Source organism: Jeotgalibacillus soli, from assembly GCF_000829435.1.
GTDB classification, from domain to species: domain Bacteria; phylum Bacillota; class Bacilli; order Bacillales; family Jeotgalibacillaceae; genus Jeotgalibacillus; species Jeotgalibacillus soli.
The window spans coordinates 1-17,932 of the sequence record NZ_JXRP01000022.1; the positions used below are offsets into that span (position 1 = coordinate 1).

General features: G+C 40.0%; 19 protein-coding genes and 1 tRNA gene. 8 read left to right on the forward strand and 12 right to left on the reverse strand.

Annotation, left to right across the window (positions count from 1 at the left end; genetic code table 11):
- Positions 1–287: 287 nt before the first annotated feature.
- Positions 288–1,202 (reverse strand): DMT family transporter, encoded by a 915-nt coding sequence (locus tag KP78_RS17710; protein WP_041090968.1) that lies wholly within the window; start codon positions 1,200–1,202, stop codon positions 288–290.
- Positions 1,203–1,329: 127 nt separating this feature from the next.
- Between KP78_RS17710 and KP78_RS17715 the strand changes: the two genes are divergently transcribed.
- On the forward strand, positions 1,330–2,013 hold the full coding sequence (locus KP78_RS17715) for an MgtC/SapB family protein (protein WP_041091139.1): 684 nt from the start codon (positions 1,330–1,332) through the stop codon (positions 2,011–2,013).
- Between the two features lie 135 nt (positions 2,014–2,148).
- Here KP78_RS17715 and KP78_RS19490 read toward each other — a convergent pair whose 3' ends face one another.
- Entirely contained in the window at positions 2,149–2,304 is a 156-nt protein-coding gene (locus tag KP78_RS19490; RefSeq protein WP_084220146.1) for a DUF1540 domain-containing protein, read from the reverse strand.
- 233 nt (positions 2,305–2,537) lie between these two features.
- Between KP78_RS19490 and KP78_RS17720 the strand changes: the two genes are divergently transcribed.
- The 4 genes from KP78_RS17720 to KP78_RS17735 all read left to right on the forward strand — a co-directional run bounded on the left by KP78_RS17720 (position 2,538) and on the right by KP78_RS17735 (position 5,875).
- Positions 2,538–3,476 carry an acetamidase/formamidase family protein gene (locus tag KP78_RS17720; RefSeq protein ID WP_041090969.1) on the forward strand — a complete coding sequence of 313 codons (939 nt, stop codon included), beginning with the start codon at positions 2,538–2,540 and terminating at the stop codon, positions 3,474–3,476.
- A 206-nt stretch (positions 3,477–3,682) separates the two neighbouring features.
- Entirely contained in the window at positions 3,683–4,120 is a 438-nt protein-coding gene (locus tag KP78_RS17725) for a DUF6376 family protein (protein ID WP_041090970.1), read from the forward strand.
- A gap of 332 nt (positions 4,121–4,452) precedes the next feature.
- On the forward strand, positions 4,453–5,049 hold the full coding sequence (locus KP78_RS17730; protein WP_157841529.1) for a hypothetical protein: 597 nt from the start codon (positions 4,453–4,455) through the stop codon (positions 5,047–5,049).
- 127 nt (positions 5,050–5,176) lie between these two features.
- Complete coding sequence (locus tag KP78_RS17735; RefSeq protein ID WP_084220147.1) at positions 5,177–5,875, forward strand: site-specific integrase; 699 nt, start codon at positions 5,177–5,179, stop codon at positions 5,873–5,875.
- A 96-nt stretch (positions 5,876–5,971) separates the two neighbouring features.
- Here KP78_RS17735 and KP78_RS17740 read toward each other — a convergent pair.
- Positions 5,972–6,044 (reverse strand) — tRNA-Ala (locus tag KP78_RS17740).
- 122 nt (positions 6,045–6,166) lie between these two features.
- Between KP78_RS17740 and KP78_RS17745 the strand changes: the two genes are divergently transcribed.
- Positions 6,167–6,949, forward strand: a complete 783-nt coding sequence (locus KP78_RS17745) for an ion channel (RefSeq protein ID WP_084220148.1) — start codon at positions 6,167–6,169, stop codon at positions 6,947–6,949.
- On the opposite strand, the gene KP78_RS17750 is transcribed toward KP78_RS17745, so the two are convergent.
- From KP78_RS17750 to KP78_RS17760, 3 genes are all read right to left on the reverse strand, one after another.
- Complete coding sequence (locus tag KP78_RS17750) at positions 6,940–7,341, reverse strand: YugN family protein (protein WP_041090972.1); 402 nt, start codon at positions 7,339–7,341, stop codon at positions 6,940–6,942. The two genes, KP78_RS17745 and KP78_RS17750, sit on opposite strands and share 10 nt — an antisense overlap.
- Before the next feature lie 138 nt (positions 7,342–7,479).
- Positions 7,480–8,829 (reverse strand): glucose-6-phosphate isomerase, encoded by a 1,350-nt coding sequence (locus KP78_RS17755; protein WP_041090973.1) that lies wholly within the window; start codon positions 8,827–8,829, stop codon positions 7,480–7,482.
- Positions 8,830–8,995: 166 nt separating this feature from the next.
- Positions 8,996–10,159 (reverse strand): iron-containing alcohol dehydrogenase, encoded by a 1,164-nt coding sequence (locus tag KP78_RS17760; RefSeq protein WP_106388604.1) that lies wholly within the window; start codon positions 10,157–10,159, stop codon positions 8,996–8,998.
- Between the two features lie 143 nt (positions 10,160–10,302).
- Here KP78_RS17760 and KP78_RS17765 point away from each other — a divergent pair, with 143 nt between their 5' ends.
- Complete coding sequence (locus KP78_RS17765; protein WP_041090974.1) at positions 10,303–10,548, forward strand: DUF378 domain-containing protein; 246 nt, start codon at positions 10,303–10,305, stop codon at positions 10,546–10,548.
- Between the two features lie 194 nt (positions 10,549–10,742).
- On the opposite strand, the gene KP78_RS17770 is transcribed toward KP78_RS17765, so the two are convergent.
- From KP78_RS17770 to pruA, 3 genes are all read right to left on the reverse strand, one after another.
- Positions 10,743–11,987 carry a Glu/Leu/Phe/Val family dehydrogenase gene (locus KP78_RS17770; RefSeq protein WP_041090975.1) on the reverse strand — a complete coding sequence of 415 codons (1,245 nt, stop codon included), beginning with the start codon at positions 11,985–11,987 and terminating at the stop codon, positions 10,743–10,745.
- 91 nt (positions 11,988–12,078) lie between these two features.
- Complete coding sequence (locus KP78_RS17775; RefSeq protein ID WP_041090976.1) at positions 12,079–13,272, reverse strand: ornithine--oxo-acid transaminase; 1,194 nt, start codon at positions 13,270–13,272, stop codon at positions 12,079–12,081.
- Between the two features lie 176 nt (positions 13,273–13,448).
- Positions 13,449–14,996: an L-glutamate gamma-semialdehyde dehydrogenase gene (gene pruA, locus KP78_RS17780; protein ID WP_041090977.1), complete on the reverse strand. Its 1,548-nt coding sequence runs from the start codon at positions 14,994–14,996 to the stop codon at positions 13,449–13,451.
- Between the two features lie 150 nt (positions 14,997–15,146).
- On the opposite strand from pruA, the gene KP78_RS17785 reads away from it, so the two are divergent.
- Complete coding sequence (locus KP78_RS17785) at positions 15,147–16,532, forward strand: sigma-54-dependent Fis family transcriptional regulator (protein WP_041090978.1); 1,386 nt, start codon at positions 15,147–15,149, stop codon at positions 16,530–16,532.
- A 29-nt stretch (positions 16,533–16,561) separates the two neighbouring features.
- Here the strand turns inward: KP78_RS17785 and yugI are convergent, their stop codons facing one another.
- The 3 genes from yugI to KP78_RS17800 all read right to left on the reverse strand — a co-directional run bounded on the left by yugI (position 16,562) and on the right by KP78_RS17800 (position 17,831).
- Complete coding sequence (gene yugI / locus KP78_RS17790; protein WP_041090979.1) at positions 16,562–16,951, reverse strand: S1 domain-containing post-transcriptional regulator GSP13; 390 nt, start codon at positions 16,949–16,951, stop codon at positions 16,562–16,564.
- Positions 16,952–17,159: 208 nt separating this feature from the next.
- The gene (locus KP78_RS17795) at positions 17,160–17,444 is read right to left on the reverse strand and encodes a hypothetical protein (protein ID WP_041090980.1); all 285 of its coding nucleotides are present in this window, start codon (positions 17,442–17,444) and stop codon (positions 17,160–17,162) included.
- 93 nt (positions 17,445–17,537) lie between these two features.
- Complete coding sequence (locus KP78_RS17800; protein WP_041090981.1) at positions 17,538–17,831, reverse strand: hypothetical protein; 294 nt, start codon at positions 17,829–17,831, stop codon at positions 17,538–17,540.
- Positions 17,832–17,932: the final 101 nt, after the last annotated feature.

Below are 17,932 nucleotides of genomic sequence, written 5' to 3' on the forward strand. Positions count from 1 at the left end.
TTGATGTAGCTCTTAAATGTTACTTAAATCAAGAATTAACGTTGACGTTTTAGGTTGTTTAGTTTTCAAGGTTCAAGGTGTTTCTTGCTCGCATTTCATTTATGAGCGACTTTATTATCATACATCCTTCAGATCGTTATGTCAACAACTTTTTTATTGTTCAGTTGTCGTTCAGCGTTTGTCTTTCTCCGCTTTCTTAAGGACGTTCAATAATATATCATGCATAAAAAGATTAAGCAACAACTTTTATAAAATAATTTTTAAAAAATTTTATAATAAATCCCCCTTCATTTTGCCCTTAATACTTTTCTTATGAAAGCAGTGCTCCAGACCTTTTTTCCATCAAGAATAAAAACGGCAAGACCAAGCAATACAATACTGCCTCCCATTACCTGAGTCGCAAACACTTTTTCCCCCAATAATAAATACGCAAGTATTGTAGCCCCTATTGGCTCGAATAAGATGGCCATTGAAATAACAGTTGTACTGATCCATCTTAATGCCCAATTAAATAATGTATGACCAAATAATGTAGGTACCATGGCAAGCAGAATAAAATAGATCCACTCCTCCATTGGCAACGGACCGAAACTCTCCCTTTTGATAAGAACATAGAAGAAAAGAACCGCTGTACTAATACTATATAAGATAAATGTATAAGTCACTATGGAAAGTCGCTTTCTGACATCCTGACCAAATAGAAGATAGGCCGTAACAAGTGCACAGGCAATTAATGCAAGAACATCTCCATAAAGAGCCATTCCGCTTATTTGAAAATCCCCCCAGCTTATGATGATGCTTCCGCCTATAGCAATAACAGCTGCTACAGCTGCTCTCATTGTTATCCGTTCATTAAAGAAGAAGTATGAACCTACAAATGCAAAAAGCGGCTGCAGTGTTACCAAAACTGTTGAACTGGCCACTGAAGTATAATTCAATGATTCAAACCATAAAATGAAGTGAAACGCCAAAAAGATACCAGCAATAATCGAGAAGACCCAATCTCTCCGCTTAAGCTTCTTTACTTCTTTTCTATAGAAAAGAAAAAAATACGGCGACATAATGAGAACAGTGAAAAATAGTCTATAAAAAGCAATCACTCCCGCTTCAGCAGCGGAAAGCTTTACCAAAATAGCAGAAAAGGATACCGACAATACGCCAATTATGATCGCGATATAAGCATTTCGATTTGGATGCTGCATAGTGGAATCTCCTTCTACAAGATATACTAAGATTACGGTACTAATAACGGAGAGCTTGATTGCTATATTGTACATGTCTTATTACCTTTTTGCTATCTGTGTTTAAGGAGGATTGTTTGTGTTTGAAATTGATGAAATTATTATTGTTAAACTTGGGCTTACAGCACTTCTTGGTTTAATTATTGGACTAGAGCGAGAATTAAAACGCAAGCCTGTCGGACTAAAGACAAGCTTAGTCCTTTCTATTGTAAGCTGTTTGTTAACGATCGTCTCGATGGAATCTGCTTATTCTTTTCCTGGAGATGCCGAAGTAAATATTACAATGGATCCGTTACGGCTTGCTGCTCAAATTGTCTCGGGTATTGGCTTTTTGGGAGCAGGCGTGATCTTGCACCGTGGAAATGATACGATATCAGGTCTGACGACAGCAGCCATTATTTGGGGAGCTGCCGGAATTGGCATCGCAGTAGGAGCCGGTTTTTTTATGGAAGCTATTTTAGGCGTTATTCTTCTCATCATTAGTGTTGAACTTATTCCTTTTTTATTAATGTGGATTGGTCCGATGCGCTTGAAAGAGAAAGAAGTATATTTGAAAATTATCGTGCATAATTCCGATTTCATTAATGATATTGTCAAAGAACTTAAAGAAGATAAGATTAAAATAGAAAAGATGAAGTTGAAGGATATGAAAGATGACCTCCACATGCTGGATTTAAGGACATCTGTACATTATAAGCGTTTAACGACGGATATCTACACGCATCTCTCACAGCTCCCCGGTGTCCGCAGCGTAGAAATTGAAAGCAGATAAAGTCATGAAAAAGCCAAACATCCGTTTATATGGACGCTTGGCTTTTTCGTTTCCCGCAAATGAGGCATCATAATCGTTTCAAATGAGATGCTTTTGAAACACCCTCAATTTATTTCTTATGGAGGCGCCGCATGCTTATTCTATCGGTTCAAATGTTTTACAATCCGTTTCTTCCTGTGAAGAAGCTTTTTTCCCTTTATGGCTCACGACAAAAATTTTATTAGCTGCGCATTTTTGTCCTTCACGGTTATAAACACAATTGTTCACTTCGCACAAAACATCCAGGGCCATAATTGAACACCTCCTTTCTCTTTAGAGTTGACCTGCATGCAGAAGATCATACATAAACGCGTGAATTCAAAACAGGCACAGAGCCCTTCTTAATATGAACGAATAATTTCACAACAGTTAAGAAAACACACACTCAACTGCACAAAATTTTATTTTGAGCATTTTTATTGTCAAACTATCAGAAAAATAAGAGAATATAAAAAATGGTGATAGCCATAAAGGAGGAACTACTTTTGCCTAAGACACATACTTTCCCTACTAATATTGTCCATTACACATGGGATGTACAGCACAAGCCAGTATTAACAATTGAAAGTGGAGACACGGTTATGTTTGATACGAGAGAAGTAACGGATAACCAATTCACTATAGATTCAACAACAGCTTCGATTGGTGAGCTTGATTGGAGTCGAGTATACCCTCTCGCAGGGCCTATTTATATCGAAGGCGCTGAACCTGGAGATACCCTTGCGGTTGAAATTCTGGATTTGAAGGCAAAATCCTGGGGATGGACAGCAGTTCTTCCAGGGCTCGGACTCTTGGCCGAAGAATTTCCTGATGCGTATCTTCGCACATTTGATTTATCCGATGGTGAATACATTCATTTCAGAGAGGATATCAAAGTTCCAATCGAACCATTTTTAGGGACGATGGGCGTTTGTCCTAAAGATGCTAACGGCTCCCCAATCATGCCCCCTGGAACATTTGGAGGCAATCTGGACACACGTCAATTAATGATAGGTACGACACTGTATCTTCCTGTTCAAGAAATTGGTGCTCTTTTTAGCTGCGGCGATGGTCATGCCGCACAAGGAGATGGAGAGGTCTGTGTGTCAGCGCTGGAGTGCCCGATGTTTTCCAGTCTGAGATTTACACTAATCAAAGGAAAAACAATCCCTTCTCCACAGTTTCAAACAAAAGGTGCGTTAACACCAAAGGTAAACCATGCAGGTTTCTACGGAACAACAGGTGTTGGACCTGACTTAATGGCAGCTTCTCAGGATGCACTTCGCGGAATGGTAGACCATATTGCCGAAACGTATGACCTGCCAAAAATAGATGCTTATTTGCTTTCAAGCCTATGTGTAGATCTTAAAATATCAGAGATCGTTGATGCTGGTCAGTATGTCGTTAGCGCCGTACTTCCTTTGGCTGTTTTTGAATCTAAATAACAGATTGTCATAATTGATTAGAGTCTATCTTTTTAGATAGGCTCTTTTTTACCTGTGAAACCTATCGTCCTTCTATTCGTGACAATAGTGAGAAAATTGTAGAGAATTCATAAAGTTTGTTCGCAAAAAGAGTGTCTATATAGACAATACTTTCTTTTTAATCGCCACATGGTATGATATTTCTATTCGACTGAAAGGAGAACAACATGAAAAAGATAAGTCTTTTGCTATTAACATGTACATTTTTGATTCTTGGTGGCTGTTCAGTTTTGGAAGAAGTAAACAGCTCTGTAAATTACGTAAACGAAGGAACTGAGTATATAAATGAACTGACTGCTTTCGGTGAAGAAGCTTCTTCACTGCTAAATGACGCAGCTACAAGTCCTGAAGCAAAAGAAGAACTCGAGGAGCAATTGACAGCATTGAGAGCAAACATTGAGGAATTTAATGAAATTGAGCCTCCCTCACTTGCTGAAGATATCCATCAATCAATTGTCAGCAAAAACGAACAACTAATAGAAGAAATCGACCGTGTATATCAAAATGGAGAACTCGCCATTGAACAGCTAAACAATACAGAAATCTTTACGACAATAAATGAACTTAGAGACACACTCAACCAGATCGAAGAATTAGAACTGTAGGAAAAAACAGGAACCCTCTCAGCAATCATTGCCGAGGGGGTTTCTTTCTGTCATTTAGTCTAATAGCAGAAACTATATCTTTTACCATTCATTTATAATGCCCCACTTTCAATATATCCGCTAAGATTGATTATAATTTATAAAAACTTCTAGGATAAAACTACCTTTTCTTTTGGTAGTTATAAACGTAAATAGACAAATATGGTATATTTTCAGAGAGGAGGGATTGTATGGATTTTCTTAAAATGAATAGTTTGAGCTTTCCAGCATCTAATCATTATCATCAAATAAAAATATTGATACCTAGCCACTGTCCCCATTGCTCTCAAGCAATGAAACCGATCACCACAAAATCTCATAGCTATAACTATAATTCTAAGGAAGAAATCAATATTTTCTTACATCAATGTCCTGATTGCTTTAAAAATTTTGTCACTACTCATCTTAGAAAAAACAAAGAAAAAGAAAATATTGAATTTATTTCTTGCTACCCGAGCACAAGAAAGTCTCAATTTAGTAGATTAGTAGAGGATACTTCTCCGAAATTCATCGATATTTATAATCAAGCGTTCAGCTCTGAGCAGCAAAATCATTTTGAGGTAGCTGGTGTAGGCTATCGGCTTGCTCTAGAATTTTTAGTAAAGGATTTTGCGATTAAAGCGCTAAAACAAGACGAGGCAGAAGTAAAATCAAAAAAATTATTTGAAGCTTTAAAAGACTATGTAGATACTCAAGGCGCCTTAACCTCTGAGGAAGTCGTTAGAGTGCTCGGAAATGATTTTATCTATTACGGACAAAAGCAGGAACAGATCGAATTCAATCTGCTGAAGTGGTACCTTGATATCTTTATTCAGCAAATTGAAACAAAGCTTAAGCTTCTTCATCCTCCTGTAGCCTCTCAACAGGTTGAAAAGCAGATTCAATCATGAAAGTTTTTGTTAATATATATTTTCATTGCTTATGTTATAGCGATAACACTCGACTTGATAACGGGATTTGACGCACTCATAATATAAAAAAAGAATATTGTTATTCCTTTTATAAACATGGAAGGTTATCAAAGAAAATCCTCTTGAAGGGGTAAAGGCACCAAGCAGTAGAAGTAATAAATCAGATAATGTTTATTCGGTAGAAGAAGTCAAAACACTAACCGAATTATTAAAAGATGAATTGCTGCACTGGCGTTGTTTTGTCTACCTTGCTGTTTATGGGGGTTTAAGAAAAGGAGAATGCTTGGGGATGACTGTGGATGCGATCGATTTCGAAAACGGGATGGTACAGATTTATAAAACAGTGGTTAAAGGAAGAGGTGGAAAAAGGCATGTCAAAGATCCGAAAACAAAACGTGGAGAACGAACCCTCACTCTCCCCTCTATTGTTATAAGCAAGCTTGAATTGTTAGTAAAAGAAATACGCATAATGAAATTTAAAAGGGGCTCCGCCTATAACCAAAAAGAAAATTGGTTATTCTGTAATGAGAGTGGTGAGGTATTTTATCCGAATACACCTCAAAGATGGTGGAAACGATTCTGCACCAAAACAAATATGCGTTATATTTCTCTCCACGATCTGCGTCATACACATGTTTCCATTTTACTTTTTAGTGGAGTGGATCCGAACACGACATCAAAACGAATCGGTCACGCAAGTTCAACTTTTACATTGGATACTTATGGGCATCAAATCTTCGAAGCTGACAAAATGACGGCAACTAAATTGGACGATGTATTCTCCCCTAAAATTCATCGAATTTAAAAATGGTAACCAAACGGTAACCATGACGGGTACGCTACACAAAAAAAGACAAAAATAAAAACCCTCAAAGCGTTACGCCTCAAGGGTTTCGGGTAGTGGAGCCAAGGGGGCTCGAACCCCTGACCTCTACGCTGCCAGCGTAGCGCTCTCCCAGCTGAGCTATGGCCCCGAATATGTATTTGAACCAGAGAGAAATATTCACCTCAAGGATAAGTTTCTTCAAACGGTACATGTTCCATTATACGGATTATTTCTCTTATGACAATAGCTTTTTGAAATTTTTTTACGAAAATGGCAACACTGTTGATAGAGGTGATGCAGGAGATGGATTGGTCATGGGTCTGGCGCTGGCCGAGATGGTTTTTCTTAATTATTTTGATTGGTGTATTTGTTTTACTTTTTGGTATTGCAATTCATTTTATTGAGCCTAGTACATTCCCTACGGTAGCGGAGGGTGCATGGTGGGTGTTAATTACCATTTCAACTGTTGGCTATGGTGATTATGCACCAACGACAGCAGCTGGACGATGGATGGCGGCTTTTATTTTATTATTTGGTGCAGGGGTTATTTCGAGCTTTTTTTTCACTATTGCTTCAACTGCTTTTACACGTCATCAAAAGTTCTATGAAGGGAAACAGGATTATAAAGGATCTGGGCATGTTGTCATCATTGGATGGAATGCGCGCACATCCTGGCTGCTTGATCAGGACGATGGTTTTTCGTATGTATTAGTCGATGAATCTATAGAGTACCATCCTCGATTTGAATCAGATTTTTGTCAATTCATTAAAGGAAAGGCCATTCATCCATCGACCTTACAACGAGCATCAGTAGATCGAGCAAGTGCCGTTATCATTACTGCCAATCAGCATTTAGATGAAGAAACAGCGGATGCTCAGACTATTTTAACGTTATTAACGGTTAGAGGACTGCATCCAACCATTCCATGTATTGTGGAGCTGCTGACTCATGAACAAATAGCATCTGCGAAGAAGGCCGGAGCGACATCGATCATTGAATCGCATTATACGGTTGGTAACGCGCTCCATCAGTCATTAATTACTTATTCCTGAAGCGCTATTTCTGCTTTTTCAACAATTTCTTTTCCTTGTTGCTCAATTTCCTTTGGTACTTCAGTGTCTGGGTCTGACGGCTTCTGAAACTGATTGAATGAGGCTGTTACATTATTAACATCAGCATGGTCAATTCCCGCCTGATACTGATGGCCGAGTACAAACGGTGTTCCTAGTTCAACTGTGACGCCAGGGGAATCAAGCTCACCCTCAAGCGTGCTAAATGGAAGTCGGACAAAATAATAGGATTCTTCTTTTGATACAGGATAATCAAAATACCCGTGATCGTATTCCCAGCCTCCGCCGATCGAAAAGCCTAAAGGCTTTAAGACGGTTTCAAGCTTATTTAACGTTGTTTTATAGCCCTCTAATGTTGATAAGATTTCAATCATAGCCATCCCTCCTTTGTTGGTTTATTGTCCCCGCTCTGATTTCTGTTATGCAGATTCACACGCTGATTTTAATAAGACAAAAAGGCGAACGCTTGCTGGGGTAACCAGTTTGCACTCGCCTTTTAGTTGAAGATAATATTATTTTAAACGTTTTTCAAGCTCTGCTTTCTTTTCTTCAAAGCCTGGTTTGCCAAGTAAAGCAAACATATTCACTTTATAAGCCTCAACACCCGGTTGATCGAATGGGTTAACACCAAGAAGATAACCGCTCATCGCGCATGCTTTTTCGAAGAAATAAACAAGATAGCCAAATGTATAGGCATCCATTTCTGGGATTTCAACAATAAGATTCGGAACGCCTCCATCCGTATGAGCAAGAAGTGTTCCTTCGAAGGCTTTATTGTTAACGAAATCAACCGTTTCACCTGCAAGATAGTTAAGTCCATCCAAGTCGCTTGAAGCTTCCTCGATTGTTAATTCGTGACGCGCTTTTCCTACTTTTACGACTGTTTCGAAAAGATCGCGGCGACCTTCCTGAACATATTGTCCTAGTGAATGAAGGTCTGTTGAGAAATTAGCAGACGCTGGGAAAATCCCTTTTTGGTCTTTTCCTTCACTTTCACCGAACAGCTGCTTCCACCATTCATTGAAATACTGAAGTCCCGGCTCATAGTTAATGAGCATTTCAATAGTTTTTCCTTTGTTGTAAAGAACGTTTCGAACCGCTGCATATTGATACGCTTCATTTTCAGTCAGTTCTGAAGAGCTGTATGCTTCGCGTGCATCCGCAGCACCCTTCATCATACCTTCAATATCCACTCCGCTCACAGCGATTGGCAATAAGCCTACTGCTGTTAGAACAGAATAGCGTCCTCCAACATCATCAGGTACAACAAAGGTTTCAAATCCTTCATCAGCAGCTAATGTTTTAAGCGCGCCCTTCGTTTTATCAGTTGTTGCATAAATACGTGTACGTGCTTCTTCTGTACCGTATTTATCTTCCAATAGCTTCCGGAAAAGACGGAAAGCAATGGCAGGCTCTGTTGTTGTACCAGATTTTGAAATGACGTTAATGGAAAAGTCTTTTCCTTCTAAAAGATCCATTACATCACGCATATATGTAGAGCTAATGTTGTTTCCTATAAAAATAACCTGAGGAGTTTTGCGCTGTTCCTTTGTTATGGCATTATAAAAGCTGTGATTCAGCATTTCAATTGCTGCACGGGCACCTAGGTAAGAACCGCCGATTCCAACAACTAAAAGCACATCAGAATCTTTTTGAATCTTCGTACTCGCCTCCTGAATACGAGAAAATTCTTCTTGGTCATAGTTAACTGGAAGATCAATCCATCCAAGATACTCGCTGCCTGCACCCGTTCCTTCATGTAATGTATGGTGTGCTTGTTTAACTGTATCTTGAAGATACGTTAATTCATGTTCTCCAAAAAAATCAAGTGCTCTTGAATAATCAAAACGAATATGTGTCATATTGTTCCCCCGTCATTAGTTTTCTTCTACTACACTTTAACGAATGCAAGAGATAGAATCAAGAATCGGCACTGAATGTAACCGCATTCAGATATATTTTTTTGCCGACAAATTTTTCACCGATTAAAAAACAGCTGACAAAATACTGTCAGCTGCCTCTTCCTCATTATAAAGATGCCGTTAAAATTGAAACAACATCTTCTTTTTTCAGTTTATTAAAGTTACCAAATTCACCATTAATCATCGCTTTATCAGCCATCAAATCAATTTTCTCATCTGTGATATCATAGTCTGACAAGCGTGATGGCGCCCCAATGCTTGTCCAGAATGCACGTAACGCATCGGCACCTTCAAGACCGATTTCTTTATCCGATTTGCCTTCTGGGTTCACATCAAATACGCGAACGGCCAGCTGCTTAAAGCGTGCAGGATTTACATCAAGATTGTGTCGCATCCAATTTGGGAACAAGATGGCAAGACCGCCCGCATGCGGAATATCGTATACGGCAGAAACGGCGTGCTCAATATTGTGAGAAGCCCAGTCACCGCGATAGCCCATTTGCAGCATGCCGTTTAGCGCAAGTGTACCTGTGAATAAAATGGTTTCACGATGTTCGTAGTTTTCTAAATCATTTACGAGCTTCGGCCCAGTTTCCATCACTGTGCGCAATACACCTTCAATAAGACGATCCTGCGCTGGTGTATTGGTCGTATTATGGAAATACTGCTCGAATAAATGAGTCATCATATCGACAATACCATAGATTGTCTGGTCCTGTGGAACCGTAAACGTATGCTGTGGATCAAGAATAGAGAATTTCGGGAATGTTACAGGACTTCCCCAGCCGTATTTCTCCTGCGTTTCCATATTGGTAATAACAGATCCTGCATTCATCTCAGATCCTGTTGCCGCCAATGTCAAAACAGTACCAAATGGCAATGCATCATTAGGGATCGCTTTTTTTGTCACTAGATCCCAAGCAGCGCCATCATACTTTGCTCCTGCTGCAATAAGCTTCGTACAGTCAATAACACTTCCTCCGCCTACTGCTAAAATAAAGTCGATGTTTTCAGTCTTGCAAATATCGATTCCTTTTTCAGCCGTGGTAAGACGCGGATTAGGTTCCACACCAGATAGTTCAGAGACATTGGCTCCGATTTCGTTTAGTACTACCATTACTTTATCGTATAAACCGTTCTTTTTTATGCTTCCTCCACCATAAACGACGAGGACATTTTTTCCATATTGAGGAATTTGTTCTTTTAGCTGTTCAAGTTGATCTTTACCAAAAATTAATTTCGTTGGGTTATAAAAAGTGAATGTATTCAAAATTACCGCCTCCATTTCATCATGTTTCATTATCAAGGATTTCCCTTTCCTTTGCAAAATACTTGCTCATTTTAAATGCTGTATGATCTCTTTATTGCGAGACATACTAATATGGATTTCCATCTTAAAAGGAGGGGTAGAGAATGAGCGCTATTCAGCGGATTGCCCTATTGTTAACCATTATAGGTGCTTTAAATTGGGGGCTTATCGGCTTCTTCCAATTTGATTTAGTGGCAGCCATTTTTGGTGGTCAAGATTCTGGTATATCCCGGATCATTTATGGCCTAGTCGGAATCGCTGGTCTTATCAACCTTGGCTTGCTGTTTAAACCATCTCAGGAAGTACAGCGAACACACGAACGTGAGCGCGAGCCGCAGCTGACAACGTAAAAAGACTGACCCATCACATGACACAGCGTTCTTCGTGTCTGTCGCGTGATGGTCAGTCTTTTTTTGTTTTCAACTCTGTTAAACTTACTTGTTGATTTCCGCTTCAGGCGCTCGCTTTCCGAGGGAGTATCGCGCCTTACGCTCCAATCAATATAAGTCCAAAACCAACAATGATTTTTCACATAGCCTTGTTTTTAAACCCAGCCGCGGAATCGGGATGCCTCTGCAGTCTTGCGCACACCAACCATGTAGGCTGCAAGACGCATATTCACTCGTCTGCTTTGGGAAATTTCATACACCTGGTTAAAAGCATCTACAATTTTTTTCTCAAGCTTTTCATTTACTTCTTCTTCTGTCCAGTAGTAGCCCTGGTTATTTTGTACCCACTCAAAATAAGATACGGTAACGCCGCCTGCGCTAGCTAACACATCTGGAACGAGAAGAACGCCCCGCTCATTTAAGCGTTTCGTTGCTTCCTTTGTTGTTGGGCCATTAGCTGCTTCAACAATAATTGAAGCTTTTATATTATCAACATTCTCTGCAGTGATTTGATTCGATACTGCAGCAGGTACTAATATATCACAATCAATTTCTAGAAGATCTTTATTAGAGAGGGTACTTTCGAACAATGTAGTTACGGTTCCAAAACTATCACGGCGATCAAGGAGGTAGTCAATATCCAATCCCTTAGGATCATAAAGAGCCCCGTAGGCATCTGATATAGCAACAACCTTCGCCCCTGCATCATGCATGAATTTCGCTAAGAAGCTCCCAGCATTTCCGAAGCCTTGTACGACTACACGAGCACCTTTAATATCAATTCCACGTTTTTTTGCCGCTTGCTCAATGCAAATAGTTACCCCTTGAGCAGTAGCTTTTTCACGTCCCTGAGACCCTCCGAGAACAATCGGCTTTCCAGTAATAAAACCTGGAGAGTTAAATTCATCAATTCGGCTGTATTCGTCCATCATCCAAGCCATAATCTGTGAGTTTGTATACACATCAGGTGCTGGAATATCCTTGGTTGGGCCCACGATCTGGCTGATCGCCCGTACATAAGCACGACTTAACCTCTCCAGCTCTCCCATCGACATGGTACGAGGATCACAAATAATACCGCCTTTTCCTCCACCGTAAGGTAAGTCAACAATGCCGCATTTTAATGTCATCCACATTGATAAGGCTTTTACTTCTTCCTCATCTACATCCGGATGGAAACGAACGCCACCTTTTGTTGGTCCGACAGAATCATTATGCTGTGCACGATAGCCTGTAAAGACCTTCGTGCTTCCATCATCCATTCTGACAGGCATACGAACGGTTAACATACGCAATGGCTCTTTCATAAGCTCATACAATGATTCTTCATAGCCCATCTTTGACAGTGCTTCGTGAATCGTCTCTTGCGTGGATGTAAAAAGATTTAAATTTTCTCCCATGGTTGCTGCTCGCCTCTTTTTGTTTCAATAATTTGAATCGGCACTATTGTATCATAGACACACTTTCTAGACGACTATTTTTCGTAAATTTCTATCGTGTTAAAACACGTACTATTCTATCGATTGCCCAATCAAGTTCATCTTTCGTAATGACAAGCGGCGGAGCAAGTCGAATGACTGTATCGTGGGTTTCTTTACACAGTAATCCTTCTTGCTTTAATGCCTCACAATATTTGCGTGCAGGTTCGTGTAGTTCCATTCCAATAAACAGACCTCTGCCGCGTATTTCTTTTATTATTGGGTTATCGATTTTCTGTAGAGCCCTTATAAAATGAGCACCCATTTCTAGTGAGCGCTCCGCCAGTTTTTCATCCAGTAACACATTTAATGAGGCTATGGACACTGCACACGCCAGCGGATTTCCGCCAAAGGTAGAGCCGTGTGAACCTGGATTAAAGACGCCAAGCACATCACGGTTCGCCACTACGCAGGAGATTGGGAAAACCCCTCCGCCAAGCGCCTTCCCAAGGATATACATATCTGGATCTACATTTCCCCACTCGCAAGCGAACATTTTTCCAGTGCGGCACAGTCCCGTCTGGATTTCATCTGCAATAAACAATATATTGTTTTCCTTGCATAGTTCACGAGCTGCTTTTAAGAATCCAGCTGGTGGAAAAACAATGCCTGCTTCCCCCTGAATGGGTTCAAATAAAAACGCTGCCGTTTCAGGAGTAATGGCTTCTTTTAGCGCTTCAATATCACCATAAGGTATACGTTTAACCCCTGGCAGCATCGGCCCAAATCCGCGCTTATATTCATCTTCTGATGAAAGTGATACAGCCGTCATCGTACGCCCATGAAAATTGCCATTACAAGCAATTATTTCAGCTTTATTTGGTGCGATTCCTTTTACATCGTATCCCCATCGCCTTGCCGCTTTAACCGCTGTTTCAACGGCCTCTGCTCCTGTATTCATCGGCAGTGCCATTTCTTTTCCAGACAGCTTGCAAATAAGCTCATACCAAGGCCCCAGCTGGTCATTGTGAAACGCACGTGAGGTTAAGGTTACTTTGTCAGCTTGGTCCTTTAGCGCTTGAATTATACGTGGATGACGATGACCTTGATTGACCGCTGAATAGGCACTTAGCATATCCATGTATTTGTTGCCTTCGGGATCCTTTACCCACACCCCTTCAGCCTCTGAAATAACAACTGGCAGCGGATGGTAGTTATTCGCTCCAAATTGTTTTGTACTTTCAATAATCGATGATGATGAAGTCATGCCGTTCCCTCCAATTACGTTTTCATCCTCTAAAAAAGGCCTAAAGATAAATGATTTAGCAGAGAAAAAGGAGAACACCCTTTTTCTCTATTTAAGCGCTAAAGAGTTTTCTTCACTCCATGATTGCGCAATCTCATCTCTTTAGGCCGACTATATAGTGTATGTGAAAATACTATTTACAGCATTTCTGAAGTTGTTTTTGCTTGAAGGTGAAGTAGAAGATAATCCGGTCCACCCGCTTTAGAATCTGTACCAGACATATTAAAACCGCCAAACGGCTGGTAACCCACAATGGCACCTGTACAGCCTCGGTTAAAGTATAGATTTCCAACATGGAAGTCTTCACGCGCCTTCTCCTGGTTCATGCGATTATTCGTGATGACTGCACCTGTCAATCCATAGTCTGTATTATTTGCGATCTCTAATGCATGATCAAAATCTTTCGCTTTCGTAATGCCTACAACAGGACCAAAAATTTCCTCCTGCATAATGCGTGCATCTGGCGCTAGGTCAGCAAATACGGTCGGCTGTATAAAGTAGCCCTTAGCGTCGTCTCCTTCTCCTCCAGCTACTAAGCGCCCTTCTTCTTTACCGATTGAAATGTAGCTTGTAATTTTATCAAATGCAGCCTGATCGATAACTGGTCCCATAAACGGCCTTCCATCCTCAGTATCTCCAAATGTCAGTTCCTTTGTTAATTCAATAACCCGGTCCAGTACTTGATCATAGACCTCTTCAAGAACTACTGCACGTGAACACGCTGAACATTTTTGTCCGCTGAAGCCAAAAGCAGATTTTACGATGGATTGTGCTGCCAGTTCAAGATCAGCCTCTTTATCTACGATGATGGTATCTTTCCCGCCCATTTCTGCAATCACACGCTTCAACCAAATTTGTCCTGGATGCACTTTCGCTGCGCGTTCATAAATACGCGTGCCGACATCACGTGATCCAGTAAAGCTGATAAAACGAGTGCGCGGATGATCGACAAGGTAATCTCCCACTTCTTTTCCGCTGCCAGGTATATAGTTAAGTACACCTTTAGGCAATCCCGCTTCTTCCAGTACCTCTACAAATTTTGCTGCCACAACCGGCGTTGTAGAAGCCGGCTTAAGCAGAACCGTGTTACCGGAGACAAGCGCTGCTACCGTTGTGCCAGCCATGATCGCAAAAGCAAAGTTCCACGGTGAAATAACAACACCCACTCCTAGCGGGATATAATTATAACGGTTAAATTCTCCAGGACGGCTTTCGACCTTCATACCACCTTTAAGCTCCAGCATTTGGCGTCCATAATATTCGAGAAAATCAATGGCTTCAGCCGTATCAGCATCCGCTTCGTTCCAAGGCTTACCTGCTTCCTTTACAAGCAGAGCAGAAAACTCATGTTTACGTCGCCGAACAATCGCGGATGCGCGGAACAAAATGTCTGCACGAATTTCTGGCTTTACTTTACTCCATGATTTAAATGCTTCATCAGCAGCCTGCATCGCTTGTTCCGCAAGCTTCTTGTTTGCTTTTGATACACGACCAACAACTTCTAGTTTGTTCGCGGGATTATAAGAAATAATCTTTTCTTCCGTTGTCACACGTTCACCGTTAATGACAAGGGGATAATCTTGACCTAGATATGCTCGAACAGTTTCAAGACCTAATTCAAAAGCTTTCTTGTTCTCCTCTAATGAGAAATCTGTAAATGGCTCATGCTTGTAGGGAATCATAATATGCCTCCTATATCTAAATTTATTTTGTTAAAACGCAAAAAATATTTGCGTTAATTAATCGCTTACATATATAATAATGCAAAATAATATGGCAATTTTCAACTATTTTTTCTTTTCTGATTATAAAAAACACACAAGGGAGGAAGGCATATGACATTGCCAACGGGAAATAAAGTGAACATACAGATCGTCGCCCAACTTCTTGACCGCATTCAAGAAGGCATACATGTCGTCGATATTAATGGGCACACCTTATTTTATAATGAAAAAATGCGGAACTTAGAGGCTACCGAGGATATGGATTTATTAGATAAACGGTTGCTTGATGTTTTTCGTTTTCACCCTGATGAAAATAGTACACTGCTGCAGGTGCTGGCAACAAAGCAGCCAATCATTAATGTTAAACAGACTTACTTTAACGCGAATGGAATTGAAATTACGACCTTAAACGACAGCTATCCAATTATCGTTGAGGGTGAAATCGTTGGAGCGGTGGAAATTGCAAGAGATGTTTCAACTAAGGAGCAGATAATGAAGAGTCCCGGCAAAACGGTACATGCTCTTTCGTCATTTGATCATTGGACCGGCACTTCTCCACTTATTAGAGATATGATATTCGAAGGAAAAAAAGCGAGTAAAACCAACTCTATGATTTTGCTGATCGGTGAACCTGGATGCGGTAAAGAGAGATTGGCTCAAAGTATACATTTAGAACGGCGGCTGTCATCAGATACCTTTCATGCTATCGACTGCAGGTCAATTCAAGGGGAGCGGCTTCATGAAGAAATTTTTGCTGGGGGAGGCTTTCTGTCAGGAGAAGCAAATGGTACATGGTTTCTAGATCATCTGGAGTACATGGATATTCCTATACAAAAAAGGTTGACCAAAGAGCTAATGGAGTGGAAAAAAAAGCACCGCAATGTACCACATCCATTACTTTATCCCATTTTAACTGTAAGCAAGGATCCAATTGATGCCATTCAGTCAGGACGTTTGGATAAAGAACTCTACTATATGATGAGTGATGTTACCATTTTTGTACCAAGCCTAAGACAGCGAAAAAAAGATATTCCAGCCATTTGCCATTATTTTATCAATAATTTTAATGAAAGATTTCAAACCAAAATTGAAGAGGTCTCTCATGAGGTCATTTCACTCTTCACCCAGTATGAATGGCCAGGAAATGTACGCGAGCTCGAACATGTAATAGAGGCATCCATGTTCTCAATGGGGCATGAAAACATACTCACTTTCACTCATTTGCCGCACTATTTCAGACTAAAATTCAGTGATCCAATGAGCGGGGCACCACCCCTTGATGGTTCTGCATTTATGGTGAGAAAAGGGAAAGCTTCGCAAACTCTTGACGCCTTTTTAAAAGAAGCAGAGTCTTATTATATTCAAAAATCTCTTCAATATCATGATTACAATATTACAAAAACAGCAGATGCCTTAGGAATGAGCAGACAAAATTTACAATACCGCTTAAAGAAAAATAACCTATCAAAAATCAAAAGATCCGGGACACCCATTTAGGGTGTCCCGGATCTTTTGATTTAGCCATATTAGCGCTTCATATCAGACTGATCGATCCACTCTTGAAGCTTGTCTTTTAGGCTGTTAAAGCCAGTTGTGTCTTCAGTGTGAGAAACAGCTTTAGAAGGCTGTGAGCGACGCTCTTTACGAGGCTGTGGCTTCGCAGCTTCTGGTGCTTCTTCAGTTGCACGAATAGAAAGGCTGAATTTACCTGCTTTTTCGTCAACAGAAAGAATTTTCACAGATACTTCCTGACCTACTGAAAGATGCTCATTTACATCACTTACGTAGCCATGAGTAATCTCTGAAATGTGCACAAGTCCTTGTGTATTCTCGTCAAGTGCAACAAATGCACCATATGCCTGAATCCCTGTAACTTTTCCGGTTAATACTTGTCCTGCTTCAAAATTTGTAGACATGGGAACAACTCCTGTTATATATAATTTTTATCGTTTTCACGCAATTATTGATTATAGCACTAATAAGTAAATAAAGCAAAATTCGTTTAAAGTCGTTTTAATCAAATACTAGATTTTTTAGTTATAGACTACTGGTAACCGCAGCCTCAAAATTTAAATACAGAGAATAATCCGAGCAGTCATGAAAAAACAGGTTCGATTCTTTTTATTAAAGAAAATGACTGACATCATATACCACTTTCCAGACCGAGTCTTTACTCGTTAATGAAATAACATGCATAGACTGTGATCCAACAAGGATGACAGCACTGATCCCGACCAACCAGGGCCATTTCTTCCTTTTCCTATTTAGCAGAGCAGATTCATCTTGAAATTCTTCCTCTTTTATCTTTTTCACAATTTCGCTTGGCAGAATATGAGGCTCCATTTTTAAATATAATTTATGAAGCAACAGCAGTTGAATAAGATGCTGTATGCCTGAATCAATCAACATTTTCACTTCATCTGTGGTCTGTTCTAGCACTTCGCTGATTAGTTCAATTTTAAATTGGTGAAAATATATTAATATAACGGCTATTTCTCTTTTTCAGAAAGTTTTTAATGAATGTATGAAGCTGGCGATCATCTGCATATACAAGAACAGATGATCGCTCATCGTACTCTTCATCAAGTCATTTTCCATTTCAGCTTGTTTATGCTCTTCCTGTTTTTTATGATGGTCAGAAATTAATTTAATGGCCTCTTTATATGTATAGATGGATTGCAATTGAGTTAACAGCGGATGAAATGATTGAAGGGTACTTGAATAGACTGATTGCATAATTTGAGTTAATGCTTTACGGTCCACACCCATTTGAAAAATGAATTGTTCAATCCTCATGTGGTCCTGTTCAATGTGTTAATAGGCAAGGTAATTCTCTTCTTTTTCCTGAATACTACGACGCCTATCTTCCTTCAAATGAATCACTTCCTTTCATTAAA

What these genes read in the sequence shown, in the direction of transcription:
- KP78_RS17710 (WP_041090968.1), bottom strand. Translation starts at nt 1,202, where the DNA reads ATGCAGCATCCAAATCGAAATGCTTATATCGCGATCATAATTGGCGTA.
- KP78_RS19490 (WP_084220146.1), bottom strand. Translation starts at nt 2,304, where the DNA reads ATGGCCCTGGATGTTTTGTGCGAAGTGAACAATTGTGTTTATAACCGT.
- KP78_RS17725 (WP_041090970.1), top strand. Translation starts at nt 3,683, where the DNA reads ATGAAAAAGATAAGTCTTTTGCTATTAACATGTACATTTTTGATTCTT.
- KP78_RS17730 (WP_157841529.1), top strand. Translation starts at nt 4,453, where the DNA reads ATGAAACCGATCACCACAAAATCTCATAGCTATAACTATAATTCTAAG.
- KP78_RS17745 (WP_084220148.1), top strand. Translation starts at nt 6,167, where the DNA reads ATGGCAACACTGTTGATAGAGGTGATGCAGGAGATGGATTGGTCATGG.
- KP78_RS17750 (WP_041090972.1), bottom strand. Translation starts at nt 7,341, where the DNA reads ATGATTGAAATCTTATCAACATTAGAGGGCTATAAAACAACGTTAAAT.
- KP78_RS17755 (WP_041090973.1), bottom strand. Translation starts at nt 8,829, where the DNA reads ATGACACATATTCGTTTTGATTATTCAAGAGCACTTGATTTTTTTGGA.
- KP78_RS17765 (WP_041090974.1), top strand. Translation starts at nt 10,303, where the DNA reads ATGAGCGCTATTCAGCGGATTGCCCTATTGTTAACCATTATAGGTGCT.
- KP78_RS17770 (WP_041090975.1), bottom strand. Translation starts at nt 11,987, where the DNA reads ATGGGAGAAAATTTAAATCTTTTTACATCCACGCAAGAGACGATTCAC.
- KP78_RS17775 (WP_041090976.1), bottom strand. Translation starts at nt 13,272, where the DNA reads ATGACTTCATCATCATCGATTATTGAAAGTACAAAACAATTTGGAGCG.
- KP78_RS17785 (WP_041090978.1), top strand. Translation starts at nt 15,147, where the DNA reads ATGACATTGCCAACGGGAAATAAAGTGAACATACAGATCGTCGCCCAA.
- yugI (WP_041090979.1), bottom strand. Translation starts at nt 16,951, where the DNA reads ATGTCTACAAATTTTGAAGCAGGACAAGTATTAACCGGAAAAGTTACA.
- KP78_RS17795 (WP_041090980.1), bottom strand. Translation starts at nt 17,444, where the DNA reads ATGTTGATTGATTCAGGCATACAGCATCTTATTCAACTGCTGTTGCTT.
- KP78_RS17800 (WP_041090981.1), bottom strand. Translation starts at nt 17,831, where the DNA reads ATGAGGATTGAACAATTCATTTTTCAAATGGGTGTGGACCGTAAAGCA.